The 12,903-nt window shown below is 36.9% G+C and carries 13 protein-coding genes and 1 pseudogene; 6 read left to right on the top strand and 8 right to left on the bottom strand.

All coding sequences use genetic code 11. From position 1 onward, the window contains the following. Positions 1-227 (top strand): transposase (locus ACW6OJ_RS04860; protein ID WP_455104906.1); only part of this gene is annotated, 227 nt, incomplete at its 5' end. A 162-nt stretch (positions 228-389) separates the two neighbouring features. Here ACW6OJ_RS04860 and ACW6OJ_RS04855 read toward each other — a convergent pair. Further along, a complete protein-coding gene (locus tag ACW6OJ_RS04855; protein WP_455105563.1) occupies positions 390-1,862 on the bottom strand; it encodes a phosphomannomutase/phosphoglucomutase in 1,473 nt (490 codons plus the stop codon). 21 nt (positions 1,863-1,883) lie between these two features. Next, a complete protein-coding gene (gene fsa, locus ACW6OJ_RS04850) occupies positions 1,884-2,534 on the bottom strand; it encodes a fructose-6-phosphate aldolase (protein ID WP_314497102.1) in 651 nt (216 codons plus the stop codon). Positions 2,535-2,868: 334 nt separating this feature from the next. Between fsa and ACW6OJ_RS04845 the strand changes: the two genes are divergently transcribed. The 4 genes from ACW6OJ_RS04845 (at position 2,869) to ACW6OJ_RS04830 (ending at position 7,320) form a co-directional block, all read left to right on the top strand. Then, a complete protein-coding gene (locus ACW6OJ_RS04845) occupies positions 2,869-3,954 on the top strand; it encodes an efflux RND transporter periplasmic adaptor subunit (RefSeq protein ID WP_455105564.1) in 1,086 nt (361 codons plus the stop codon). A 20-nt stretch (positions 3,955-3,974) separates the two neighbouring features. Next, entirely contained in the window at positions 3,975-4,649 is a 675-nt protein-coding gene (locus ACW6OJ_RS04840) for an ABC transporter ATP-binding protein (RefSeq protein WP_314497107.1), read from the top strand. A gap of 1 nt (position 4,650) precedes the next feature. Further along, the gene (locus tag ACW6OJ_RS04835; RefSeq protein WP_456095914.1) at positions 4,651-5,895 is read left to right on the top strand and encodes an ABC transporter permease; all 1,245 of its coding nucleotides are present in this window, start codon (positions 4,651-4,653) and stop codon (positions 5,893-5,895) included. Positions 5,896-6,045: 150 nt separating this feature from the next. Beyond that, positions 6,046-7,320 carry a dihydroorotase gene (locus ACW6OJ_RS04830; protein WP_455104654.1) on the top strand — a complete coding sequence of 425 codons (1,275 nt, stop codon included), beginning with the start codon at positions 6,046-6,048 and terminating at the stop codon, positions 7,318-7,320. A gap of 203 nt (positions 7,321-7,523) precedes the next feature. On the opposite strand, the gene ACW6OJ_RS04825 is transcribed toward ACW6OJ_RS04830, so the two are convergent. Beyond that, entirely contained in the window at positions 7,524-7,871 is a 348-nt protein-coding gene (locus tag ACW6OJ_RS04825; RefSeq protein WP_455104653.1) for a GIY-YIG nuclease family protein, read from the bottom strand. A 2-nt stretch (positions 7,872-7,873) separates the two neighbouring features. Next, positions 7,874-8,542: an NUDIX hydrolase gene (locus ACW6OJ_RS04820; protein WP_455104652.1), complete on the bottom strand. Its 669-nt coding sequence runs from the start codon at positions 8,540-8,542 to the stop codon at positions 7,874-7,876. A gap of 69 nt (positions 8,543-8,611) precedes the next feature. Between ACW6OJ_RS04820 and ACW6OJ_RS04815 the strand changes: the two genes are divergently transcribed. Then, the gene (locus ACW6OJ_RS04815; protein WP_293428855.1) at positions 8,612-8,869 is read left to right on the top strand and encodes a hypothetical protein; all 258 of its coding nucleotides are present in this window, start codon (positions 8,612-8,614) and stop codon (positions 8,867-8,869) included. A gap of 52 nt (positions 8,870-8,921) precedes the next feature. Here ACW6OJ_RS04815 and ACW6OJ_RS04810 read toward each other — a convergent pair whose 3' ends face one another. The 4 genes and pseudogenes from ACW6OJ_RS04810 to ACW6OJ_RS04795 form a co-directional block, all read right to left on the bottom strand. After that, positions 8,922-9,731 carry an Mrp/NBP35 family ATP-binding protein gene (locus ACW6OJ_RS04810; protein WP_455104066.1) on the bottom strand — a complete coding sequence of 270 codons (810 nt, stop codon included), beginning with the start codon at positions 9,729-9,731 and terminating at the stop codon, positions 8,922-8,924. Continuing rightward, the gene (gene add / locus ACW6OJ_RS04805; protein WP_455104651.1) at positions 9,731-10,732 is read right to left on the bottom strand and encodes an adenosine deaminase; all 1,002 of its coding nucleotides are present in this window, start codon (positions 10,730-10,732) and stop codon (positions 9,731-9,733) included. Before add ends, ACW6OJ_RS04810 begins: the two co-directional genes overlap by 1 nt. A 158-nt stretch (positions 10,733-10,890) precedes the next feature. Further along, the gene (locus ACW6OJ_RS04800) at positions 10,891-12,519 is read right to left on the bottom strand and encodes a Na/Pi cotransporter family protein (protein ID WP_455104650.1); all 1,629 of its coding nucleotides are present in this window, start codon (positions 12,517-12,519) and stop codon (positions 10,891-10,893) included. 138 nt (positions 12,520-12,657) lie between these two features. Continuing rightward, a pseudogene (locus ACW6OJ_RS04795) lies at positions 12,658-12,903 on the bottom strand (radical SAM protein); the annotation flags it as partial.

Genomic DNA, 12,903 nt, shown 5'->3' with positions numbered 1-12,903 from the left:
TAAAAACCCTTAAAAAGCTTAGAAAATATGTGGTAAATTCACTGAAATATGACTATACGAATGCTATGGTGGAGGGTAAGAATAATAAGATAAAGGTAATTAAAAGAGTATCCTACGGATATAGGAGTTTTAGGAATTTTAAGGCAAGGATAATGCTAATGGAAAGGTATAAGATACAAAAAGGCAACATCCATAGCTATAAGTTTGCTATGGATGCTGCCGCATAATTTAATAGATTTTGTTGATTTAAATTATCACCAACGTTATTTGACATAGAGCCAAAAAATGCCGTCCCTATAGCTAACATAAACTAGCACTAAGGGACGGCATATTTTTTATCAATTTTGGATAAACTTAATCATGTGTATTAGATTTACCTAATCGAAAATCTACTTGATCAAGGCAGATAGCCTTTCGTATATCATATCACATCCACCCTGGATATCAGATTCAAAATTTATAACCAAAAGCGGTTCATGTAGGGATGACCTCATCAGGAACCAGCCCTTTTCATCTCTACAGTCTACCCTAATCCCCTCATAGTTTTCACTTACCTGAGTCCAGCCATCTATGGTCTTAACTTTTTCAGATAAGGAATTTATAATATTATTAGCGTAGGCCCTAAAATCCTTATCTTCTATTTTAAGTCTTACTTCCTTATCCTCTAAGGCTTCATCAAGATCTCCTATAAGCTTACCAATATCCTGGGACTCCCTGTATAGTTGGGCAGCCTTAACCAGTATTTTAGATATAAGATATGCACCATCATCAAGGAAGTAATTCTCCTTTATTGCTGCATGGCCAGATGTTTCTATGGCAAGGTGACTTTCCTTGCCCTCTTCATTTAGCCTGATAGCCTCATTGATTACATTCTTATAGCCCCTCTTAAACCTATGATGGATTCCACCCCTAGCTTTGATAAATTTAGCTAAGCCATTTGAAGTGACAGAGTCTGTTACTATAGTCGTCCCTGGGTGTTCCTCTAGTATTATAGTAGATATTAGGGCTATTAGGGCATTTTTATTTATAGGTCTACCATCGGATCCCACTATAGCCGCCCTATCCACATCAGTATCAAATATTATACCCAAATCCCCCTTGTTATCAAGTGTTGCCTGACAAATGCTGGCCATTGCCTCCTTATTTTCAGGATTTGGTATATGGTTAGGGAACATTCCATCTGGATTTAAAAATTGACTGCCACCTGTATCAGCACCAAGTCTAGCCAATACCTTATCAGCAAAAAATCCACCAGCCCCATTTCCTGCATCAACTACAATCTTCATGCCTTCAAGAGGCCTTTCATAGTTTTCAGGGCTATTGACTCCAGCCCTTATTTTATCCACAAGAATCTGAGCATAGTCCTCTATTAAGTTCTTTTTTATTATCTGACCCTTAGACTTATCTTCAGCAAAGTTACCTGCTAGGCATATATCTATTAGGTCCTTTATGTCTGTCTTTTCCAGACAACCATGACTAGTAAACATCTTAAGACCATTGTAAACATAAGGCATGTGGCTAGCTGTGAACATAATGGCCCCATCACACTTATAGCCATCTATAATTGTTGACATAAACATGGCTGGAGTTGTTGCCATACCACAGTCTACTACATCAACACCAATTTCAGTCAGGGCCTCTATACAGGCCTGTCTAAAGTCTGGTCCAGTCAGCCTTGAATCAGTACCTATAGAAATACTTATTTTGCCCTTTTTGTCCTTATCTATAATCCATGTAGCAAAACCACGGACCAAGGTCTTTACATCCTCTCTTGTAAGTGTGATTTCAAGGTCTGACCTATCATCCTTATAGGCAACCCCCCTTATATCCGTTCCGTTTTGCAATGAATACAATTTATCCAATCTCTACACCTCCAGTGGTAATTATATGTTCAAGGAAGCCTTCTCAGCATCCTTTATAAATGCATCAATACCCCTATCAGTTAGCGGATGATTTATCATCTGCATTATTACCTTGTAAGGAACAGTAGCTATATCTGCCCCCATCTTTGCTGCTTCTATTACATGTAGTGGATTTCTAACACTTGCTACTATAATTTCAGTAGCTATATAGCTTGCTTCAAATATCTCAGTAATTTCCTGTATAAGCCTTAAGCCATCAAAAGATATATCGTCTAATCTACCTACGAATGGACTTACATAGCTGGCACCAGCCCTTGCAGCAAGTAGTGCCTGCGAAGCTGAGAAAATCAATGTTACGTTTGTACGTATACCATTTTCACTAAGGTACTTAACCGCCTTAAGACCTTCTGCACACATAGGAATCTTTATAACTATATTCTCGTGGATAGCAGCAAGCTTTTCAGCCTCCTCTATCATCTGCTTGTGGTCCATGCTTAATACTTCTGCACTTATTGGTCCATCGACAATCGTAGTGATTTCGTTTACAACCTCAGTAAAGTCCCTACCCTCTTTTGCTATAAGAGAAGGGTTGGTAGTCACACCACAAACTACTCCTAGGTCATTAGCTTCCTTTATTTCATCAATGTTAGCTGTGTCAATAAAAAATCTCATACTTTGCCTCCTTAAAATTTATAAAATTTCTATCCACCTTGTATTATATATGAAGCCTAGTACTTTTTCTAGACCCTTTATAATCATACTGAACTTAAGTATTTATTCATTAAGAAAGAGTATTAAAATTACATTAAAAAAACTTTATACCATGAGTTCTTTTTTTCATAAAAATTTTATCGTATTTTTTTCTAAAAATATTAGGTTTATGCATATTTTACATTGCAATAATATCAATTTTCAGGTAAAATATAAGTATGTATTGTGCAATTATGTTTCATTATACAAATTATAGAATATTTGATAGATTTTTAGATTTACTTTGGAGGTTAAAATGACATTTAAGAATAAGATAGAAAATGGATTTGCAAAACTAAAATCCAATAAAAAAATGCAGATTTACTTAGGTGTAGCTGCCGTTGTAGTTATAGTAGCAATTGGTGGTATAATTATTGTCAATAACACTAAGCATGACTCTACTCCAGTAGTTCAGACCTATACTATACCAGAAAATGAAAAGATATTTATAAACGGAATTATAGTCCCTAAACAGAGCAAGGATATACCTGCTCCAGCTAATGGATCAAATCCTGATATAAGGGTGACAAATGCCCAGAACGTAAAATCAGGAGATGTGCTTTATATAGTTAAGGATGAAGCTGCTATCCAGGAAATTTCATCAATAAAGACTCAGATTAGTAACCTAATCAATGAGAAGAGGGCCCTACAGTCTGGTGACCCTAGTCTTGTTTCAATAAACAACCAGATAGCAACTTTAAATACTAGCCTTTCAACTGCTAATGCCAAGGCTTATACAAAGGTAAAGGCACCTTTTGATGGAAAGGTCTACCTAAACAATAATACTACTTCAGGTTCAACTGATTCTGGTTCCAGCGCTGTACTTATGACTATCCAGTCTACGGAATATGTGATGAATGGCCAGATTAGTGAGCAGGACCTAAGTAAAATAAAGAAGGATATGACTGCTGACGTAACAATCCTAGCTTCAGGAGATACGGTTAAGGGTCGTATTAGCTATATATCTGAAAGACCACAACAGCTTTCATCAGGCCCTGCAGACCAGGGAGATTCTGCATCTTCCCTATCTCTATATAATGTGGTTATGACTTTTGACACGCAGGAAGGTATAGTAAACGGCTACCATACTCAGGCAACAATAGAGGTAAATACTGACAAGCATAAGGTTCCGACAAAGGCTATAGTTAATGATGGAAACGAAATCTATGTATTTACTGAAGTAGACGGATACCTAAGAAAGGTCAATGTTGAAATCCTAAGTGATAGCGAAGACTACTCTATGGTTACAGGTGACCTAAATGAAAATGATGTTGTTGTTAAGAACCCTACTAAAACAATGAAGGATGGAGATCCAATCCCTTCTGACGCATCTAAAAAGTAGCCAGAACCGAGGTTGATAAAATGCAAATAAAATTAGACAATATACAGAAGTATTACAAAGTAGGGAAAGAAAAACTTCACATATTAAAAAGTCTTAATCTAGAGATTGAAGAAGGCGAATTCATAATGATAATGGGTAAGTCTGGTAGTGGTAAAACTACCCTATTAAATGTTCTAGGCTTCTTAGATAAAATTGACGAGGGTCATTATATATTTAATGATACTGATGTCAGTACCCTAAGCGAGAATAAGAGGTCTGAATACAGGGCCAAATATGCCGGCTTTGTTTTCCAGCAGTTTAACCTTATAGACACTATAAATGTCTACCAAAATATAGAGGTTCCTCTGATCTATGCCGGTGTTAAGGATAAAAATAAGAGAAAAGAGTTAATATACGAAAAGCTGGACCAGGTCGGTCTTTCTGACAAGGCCTTGAGTTCACCTAACCACCTTTCTGGTGGTCAGAAGCAGAGGGTCGCTATTGCTAGGGCCCTAGTTAATAGCCCCAAGATAATATTTGCCGATGAGCCTACGGGAGCACTTGATAGTGAAACTGGACGTGACATCATGGAGCTATTATCTAGCTTAAACAAGAATGGAACAACTGTTATCATGGTTACACACGACCAAGATATGACTAAATATGCATCTAGGGTTATTACCCTAAAGGATGGTGCTTTTGTAAAGGAGGTTTAGAATGTTAACACTGTTAAAAAATTCAATAGAAAACCTCAAGGGACATAAACTGCGTTTAATAGTAGCCTTCATCTGGATAATCACTGGTATTACATCAGTTGTTTTTGTCAGCTCAGTAGGTAATGCTATGAGCCAGGTGTTTAAGCAGTCTTTCCAGACTATAGATTCTAAGACTGCCATTGTGTATTTTGAATCAGCAGATTCAAATACTAATGAAAGTCTACTAACTCCCTTCCTATCTTCTGATTTGCAAGAGCTACAGACTGTAGAAGGAGTAGAAAAAGTAAAATCATCAAATAAGCCACTTACAGATGTGATTTCTTTTGGTGATGAAAACTTATATAATGGTAATGTATCATACTTTAACCAGCACACTTCAGCTAGCTTTGCCTCTTCCCTAACTCATAAGTATAAGGTAGTCAAAGGTAGGGCCCTTAATGCATCTGATGCTGGCAAAAAGGTTGTTGTTATAGATACATTTACAAAGGAAACCCTATTTGAAAAATCTGATCCAATCGGTAAGGGTATCACTATAGGCAGGCTAAATTTTGAGGTAGTTGGTGTTTGTGATGCAGACTCCGTATACGACCCAGTTGATAAGAAATTTAGGAAGAAGGGATCATTCGACAATGTTCCTCCATATTCAGTAGTACCAAATGATATGTATAACTTCCTAAGTGGTAAAAATATAAAGACAGGTGCTATCAACTATATCAGCGTAACTGTTAAGGATGGCTTTGACATCCCAACCGTTGCCAAGGGGGTAGCGAATAAGATGTCAGAACTACACCCTAAGCTAGAGGGTGAATATAAGGTTAGAGACCAAAATACTATACAGAAGTCAACTGAGGCTATGACTAAGGGTATTGATAAATTTGTCCTTGTCATTACTATAGTTGCCATGTTTGTAGGTGGTATTGGTATTATGAACATCATGTACGTTTCTGTAATGGAAAGAAGTAAGGAAATTGGTATTAGAAGGGCCTTGGGTGCCAAGCCTTCAACAATTATGTATCAATTCCTTGTTGAGTCGGTATTTATTACATCCTGCGGTGGTGTCTTAGGTATCATAGTTGGCTATGCAGTTACTATATACTCAAAGAATATTATGCCATTTAGGCCTATACCGAGCTTTAACAGCTTCCTATACTCTTTCTTGGCTATTGTTATAACAGGAATTGTATTTGGACTGGTACCAGCCCACAAGGCATCGAAGGTTGACCCAATAAAAATTATCTATAAGTAAATATGCAAAGAGATTGATCAAGTGATTAATCTCTTTTCTTATATAAAATCATATAAATTGTAAAAATGCCCTCTAGCAGCTTTTTACTTTCACTAATTTAAAAATAATCCTATATATAAATAGGACTAGAAAACAGAAAAGGAGGCTCACATGAACAAAGTATTAATAAAAAATGGAAAACTTATAAACCCAGCCACAAATTTCGAAGGGATTGTAGATATATCTATTCAGGATGGCCTTATAAAGGAAATATCACCTAGTATTTCATCTGACTACTTTGAGTATGATGATATAATAGATGCAAAGGACATGATTGTTTCCCCAGGCTTGATTGATATCCACTCCCACTTTAGGGACCCTGGCTTTACCCAAAAGGAAGACCTTGTATCTGGGGCTCATGCTGCAGCTGCTGGTGGCTATACTACTGTCATCCTTATGGCTAATACTAACCCTAAGATAGACTCTATAGAAAGTCTTGCCTATATACAGGAAAAGGCCAAAGACTGCCCTATAAATATACTACAGGAGTCTGCCTTAACTATTGACTTCAAGGATAGGCTGGTTGATATGGACCTCCTACACAAGGCAGGAGCTGCTGGCTTTACCAACGATGGCGTACCAGTTATGAATACGAAGACATTAAGGGATGCTATGCTAAAGGCTGCCCAGCTAGATACTGTAATAGCCCTTCATGAAGAAGATAACAGCCTAATAGATAACCATGGTATAAATGCTGGTCCTATAGCGGATAAATTAGGTCTTAAGGGTGCTCCTAGGGTATCAGAGGATATAATGGTGGCCAGAGACTGTATGCTTGCCCTTGAAACAGGTGCCTGCATAGACATACAACATATTAGCTCTGGTAATGCAGTAGACTTTATAAGGTATGCAAAGTCTATAGGTGTAAAGGTTTTTGCAGAAGCAACACCACACCACTTTACTCTTACAGAGGACGATGTTTTGGAATATGGTGTATTAGCAAAAATGAATCCCCCTCTAAGGTCTGCTGAAGATAGGGAAAGGATTATTGCCGGCCTGATAGATGATACTATAGAGATAATAGCCACTGACCATGCCCCTCATACTGCCGATGAAAAGAATGTCGACTTTACTAAGGCACCTAGTGGAATTATCGGGCTAGAAACTGCCCTTCCACTTGCAGTAACTGAGCTAGTTATGAAAAACCGCCTGTCAATGATACACATGCTAAGTAAATTTACATCTAATCCTGCAAGGTATTACAAGCTTAATAATGGAAATCTACAGGTAGGAAAGCCTGCTGATGTTTGTATATTCGATCCTAACCAGGAATACATAGTTGAGGGCTTCAAGTCTAAGTCTTCTAATTCCCCATTCCTAGGTCGCTCCTTATATGGTAAAGTCAAGTACACTATAGTAGGTGGTAATATTGTCTACAAGGGATAGGCTATATATCTCTTGATCTCTTATCTAACAATATAGGACTCATATTCAAGTTTTAAAGTTGAATATGAGTCCTTATCTTTATTTGTCAATCTAACCCTTCTATACCTACTTCTTCTATTGTAATTACTACACTAATTGCTATTATATTTCTTATTCCTATTCTTCTATTACCGGTCCTATTTTCTCTTGTATTTACAATAGTTTTACATGTCCTCTGCTTTTAGTATGCTAGAGTTTTCACTTATCACTGTCCTATTTAGAGTACTTAAGACTAGGTTATATTCTATACCCAGCCTATCCAAGGCTCTAGTATCCCCCTTTATCAGGTTTTCCTTTTCCTTTCTTTCTAACCTCTTTATATAGGCCTCTAGCTTCATTGCATCAGACCTAGTGGACGATGCAATATAAAACTCCAATCCTTTATAACCTTTTGCCTTCACATACTTGGCTCCCTTGCCTTCCTTATGTTGGTCCATTCTCTTTTCTATATGAGTCGTGTAGCCACAGTAAAGACTTCCATCCCTGCACCTCAACAAATATGTATAATACATGACTATAAACCTGCAAATTCCTTTAAGATTAGCCAGGCCTTTATATCTATATTTACATCTTTTTTTGTAAGTAAGTCTTTTACCTCTTCCTTAGTCATGCACATAGGCTCTATCAGCTCAGTATCCTCCATGAAATCCCTTGAAAGACTACCTTCTACCCTACCATACACAATGGCCAGAGATTCATCTGACATACCTACAGAAGCATAAGCCTTCTTGCAGGTCCTATCCTTATCTATGGCTATTAGATCAAGGCCAGTCTCTTCCTTCATCTCTCTGATAGCCGTTTCATAGATGTCATCACCAGGGTCTACAAGCCCGGCTGGAAGAGAGTAAATATAGTCATTAATCGGTATCCTAAATTCTCTTATCAGTACAATAGTATCTTGATCTTGGGGCTCAGGACTTATATTAGCTACTTGATTTACAGGTTGACTAGGCCTTTTGTCATCATTCTTATAGCCAACAATTATAACAGCATCTACCCTATCTTTTCCCATCTTGTTTATCACCTTATCTATGTACTTTTCTTTATCTAGCCTAGAGGCAACTATCCATTTTTTATCCTTATTTTTTTTATCCTTAAATCCTACTTCAAAGACATTTAAAAATTTAGATGAATAAACATTAATTATGTTATTAATTTTAGGTGCTTTAATATTATTATCCATTTTAAAACCTTTCTATTTACTTTTTAAGTAAAATTTTGTATAATATAAATATAGTAAAGGGGTGATTTTATGCCAAAGAAAAACAAAAATGACAGATTATCATGCATTAACAAGAATTTTTTTGATTTTGTTGAAACGCACATCAATGATTTTGCCGAGATAGACTCCTACCTTAGCCAGTCTAAGCTTTATGGTATATTATCTGAATACGACGACATATCATTGACCCTTTCTCAAACTGACATGGATGAGAAACACCCACACTACAATAACCAAAAGGTTTTGTATATTCCGTTGAACTCAATTAAGTCTATTAAAATATTGTAGTATATAATACCGAGATAAATCTTATCTCGGTATTTTTTTCATCTACTTTGTTCTATAAAATTATCCTTCTCTTGCAAAAGCTTGATACCTTATCCACTATCCCACTTAGGATTTTATCCAATTCAGGACTGACCTCATCCATGCCTTCATTAGATAGTCTTATTATCTCTGGCGACATAGGTAGCTCTGCTAGCATATCCAAGGAATGGTCCTTTATAAACTGGTCCCACCCCTCATCATTGTGCATCCTTATCTTTTCAGAGCAATTTGGACACTCTATATAACTCATATTTTCTATTATACCTATAACTGGTACATTCAGCTGTTTGGCCATGTTTACAGCCTTAGAAACTATCATAGAAACAAGGTTCTGTGGCATAGATACCATTATTATACCCTTGATTGGTATTGATTGCATTACAGTTAAGGCTACATCACCTGTTCCTGGAGGCATGTCTATTAGCAGGTAGTCTAGGTCACCCCATAGGACATTTTCATAGAACTGCTGAACGACTGACCCTATCATAGGTCCCCTCCATATTACTGGTTTACTTTCTTCATCCATTATTAGATTTAGAGAAATAACCTTTATACCATTGTCAGCAGTAACCGGTATTATATTGTCCCCATCTGAATAGGCCATCTGCTTGTCTATATGCATTAGTCTAGGTATGCTAGGTCCTGTAATATCAGCATCAAGTATACCTACCCTATAGCCTTGTGCATTTAGCTTGTTGGCTATTAGACTAGTCATCGTCGATTTACCAACTCCACCTTTACCACTCATTACTCCAACTATATGTCTTATCTTATTCTTACTACCAGCAGCCTTAAGCTCTGGATTTTGCTTATTATTAGTCATTATTTTATCCTCCTGACCTTATCTATTAATTTATCCTTTGTCTCTCTGTCCGCAAAAGATGCCTCTACTGCCCTTTCATACATTTTTATATAGGAAGGCCTATCCATACTTAAAAGATGGCCAATAGCCTCAAATTCTGCTGTCAAGTCTGTATTAGATACCGTCCTGTTATCTGTATTAATGCAAATACCAATACCCTCTTTATAATAGTATATAGCAGGATGTTTTTCAAGTCTATCAACTGCTTTTGTCTGTAAATTACTTGTTGGACATACCTCTAAGAATATATTATTTTTCTTTACTAGCCTAAAGGCCTCATCAGATTGGTATAGGTTGGTACCGTGTCCTATCCTCTGGGCTCCCAGTAGGCTTATAGCATCTAGTATATTCTGACCTGGCCCTGCTTCACCAGCATGAACCGTTATATTATAGCCCATGTCCTTGGCTAGTCTCATGGCTCTTATATACTTATGGGCAAAGCCAATATCCTCTTTACCTGCAAGATCTACACCAACAAGTCCCTTGTTCATGTAGGTATAACCGGCCTTGATAGTCTTAAGAGCCTCTTCCTCGCCTAGGTTTTTCATGCAGCAAATTATGATATTACCCTCTATATCATAGTCATCCTTGGCCCTATTCATACCCTTAATTACAGCCCCTATCACCTCTTCTTGGCTGAGACCCTTATTTATATGGAGTACAGGGGCAAATCTAAGTTCTAAATAGGCTATATTTTCATTTTTGGCATCCTCAAATACCTCATAAGTTAGTCTTTCTAGGTCTTCTTTATCCTGCATGATTTTTAGGGGTAGGTCAAATTTTTTAAGGTAGGTTAGCAGGGAGTCACAATGGCCCCTTATTTTTAAGGCATCATCAATATTGGTCTCATTTATGCCTAAGTCTATATTATATTTCCTTAAAAGCTCTAAAACTGACCCTGGTCTCAGTGACCCATCCAGGTGACAGTGCAGGTCTATCTTTGGTAAATTTAAAAAATCCATAAAATTCTACCCCCCTATTTGTCCTCTATACAAATATACTGATATGCGAGACACATACCAGTATATTATATATTATTTACTTATATCCTTGTTTTATCTCTTGTTTTATCTCTTGTTTTGCCTGACCAAAGCCTGGCAATATTTATCTTCCTCATACCCTATAAGCTTACATGTCCACTCATTCTTCCCAACTCTTCAGTTATGTTGATAGAATGGTCTGATATTCTCTCTAGATTACTTATAATGTCTAGGAAGTAGATACCTGCTTCAACAGAACAAGTACCAGCGTGTAGCCTTGCCATATGAGAATTTCTGGCATTTTGCTCTAGTATATTAATCTCTCTTTCCCTCTCTGTAATAGTAGCTGCCAGCTCGAAGTCACTAGTCTTTAGGGCAGTAATAGAGTCATAGAAGTTCTTAGACGCCAATTCGAATATTGTATCTAATTCATTTCTTGCATCCTCTGTGAAGATAACCTTCTTGTCTTCCATAAACTGTGAAATCTCAGCTATATTGTCGGCATGGTCACCAACTCTTTCAATGTCGTTTACTATGTGGAATAGGACATCGGCCTTGATTCTTTCTATATCACTCAGATTTCTAGTTGAAAGAGCAAATAGGTAGTTTGTTATATCAAGCTGTAGTGTGTTTATCATCCTTTCATACTCAAAAGTCTTCTCTCTTCTTTCATGGCTGAAAGTCTTTACTGCATCATAGGCAGAATTTAAGGCACGAGTTGAACGACTAGCCATTCTGATTACTTCATCAACTGTATTTGAAAGGGCAATAGATGGAGTTTCCAGGATTCTTTCGTCCAAGAACTTTGTAGTATGGATATTTTCTAAATCTTCATCTTCTGTATATGGAACTAGCTTAGTAGCAAGCTTAACCAAATATGTACTAAACGGTAGTAATACTATTACATTTACCACATTGAATAGGGTATGGGCATTGGCTATCTGTCTTGGTACATTTGTTGGATCTATACTAGTTACCAAGGCAATTATTGGCTTACTTAATACTATTATAAACAATAAGGTACCAATCACATTAAAGCATAGATGCATGATAGCTGCTCTTCTGGCATTCCTACTTGCCCCTATTGTTGATAGTAATGATGTAACACATGTACCTATATTATCACCGTATAGAATTGGTAGGGCTGCTGTAATAGGCAATAGACCCTGCGAAGCAAGAACTATTAGGATACCTATAGATGCACTTGAACTCTGGATAGTACCTGTAATAAGGAAACCTGCTAAGATGCCTAGAACTGGGTTTTTACTTAGGTATAGCATTGCATCATGTACCTGTGACATTTCAGATACAGGGGCGGCTGCCTCCTTCATAAAGTTCATACCAACGAATAGGATACCAAAGCCTATTAGTATTTCACTTATGTTCTTTATGTTCTTCTTCTTAGTAAAGAACCAAAATACCATACCAATACCAATTGCTATTGGTGCATATTTTTCAATGTTAAAAGATACCAACTGGGCTGTTACTGTTGTACCTATATTTGCACCCATTATAACTCCAACCGCCTGCTGTAACGACATTATACCAGCATTTACGAAACCAATTGTCATGACAGTCGTAGCACTAGAACTCTGTATAATTGCAGTAACCAAGGTACCAACTAGGACACCCATTATCCTATTGGTTGTCAACATTTCAATAATCTTTTTTAGCTTTTCGCCTGCAGCCTTCTGCAAACCATCTCCCATTACATTCATTCCATAAAGGAACATACCTAATCCACCGATTAAGGAAATTGCAATATTCATATTATCTACACCTCATATTCTAATAAAATCACACCGCTTGGCATATTAATTTTACCTACTCTACAATAATACCATGAAAGATAAAAAAAATGTTAATAGAAAGCTAAATTTAACATTCTATTAACATTTATATATATTCTAGAGTCTTGTTTTTATCTTATAAAATATATCTTCTAAGGCTTCATCATCACCCAATATAGGTTTTATAAAGTAAATATTCTTCTGTAGGGGTCCAACATTCATATAACCCCTGTTGCTTACATTGACCCTACGAAGGTCTTCTTCATAATCTCTAGATCCTGCCCTAATAATGCCCACCCTTCCCTGGGCACCATCTATTTTAAAATACTGGGCTACGCTTAATTCTTCATCATCAGACCTATC

The organism is Peptostreptococcus sp., assembly GCF_977045075.1.
This window is presented reverse-complemented; position numbering and strand designations above follow the sequence as displayed.

Excerpts from the sequence above, each read along its gene's own strand:
- fsa (WP_314497102.1), bottom strand. The coding sequence starts at position 2,534 with ATGAGATTTTTTATTGACACAGCTAACATTGATGAAATAAAGGAAGCT.
- ACW6OJ_RS04845 (WP_455105564.1), top strand. The coding sequence starts at position 2,869 with ATGACATTTAAGAATAAGATAGAAAATGGATTTGCAAAACTAAAATCC.
- ACW6OJ_RS04840 (WP_314497107.1), top strand. The coding sequence starts at position 3,975 with ATGCAAATAAAATTAGACAATATACAGAAGTATTACAAAGTAGGGAAA.
- ACW6OJ_RS04835 (WP_456095914.1), top strand. The coding sequence starts at position 4,651 with ATGTTAACACTGTTAAAAAATTCAATAGAAAACCTCAAGGGACATAAA.
- ACW6OJ_RS04830 (WP_455104654.1), top strand. The coding sequence starts at position 6,046 with ATGAACAAAGTATTAATAAAAAATGGAAAACTTATAAACCCAGCCACA.
- ACW6OJ_RS04825 (WP_455104653.1), bottom strand. The coding sequence starts at position 7,871 with ATGTATTATACATATTTGTTGAGGTGCAGGGATGGAAGTCTTTACTGT.
- ACW6OJ_RS04820 (WP_455104652.1), bottom strand. The coding sequence starts at position 8,542 with ATGGATAATAATATTAAAGCACCTAAAATTAATAACATAATTAATGTT.
- ACW6OJ_RS04815 (WP_293428855.1), top strand. The coding sequence starts at position 8,612 with ATGCCAAAGAAAAACAAAAATGACAGATTATCATGCATTAACAAGAAT.
- ACW6OJ_RS04810 (WP_455104066.1), bottom strand. The coding sequence starts at position 9,731 with ATGACTAATAATAAGCAAAATCCAGAGCTTAAGGCTGCTGGTAGTAAG.
- add (WP_455104651.1), bottom strand. The coding sequence starts at position 10,732 with ATGGATTTTTTAAATTTACCAAAGATAGACCTGCACTGTCACCTGGAT.
- ACW6OJ_RS04800 (WP_455104650.1), bottom strand. The coding sequence starts at position 12,519 with ATGAATATTGCAATTTCCTTAATCGGTGGATTAGGTATGTTCCTTTAT.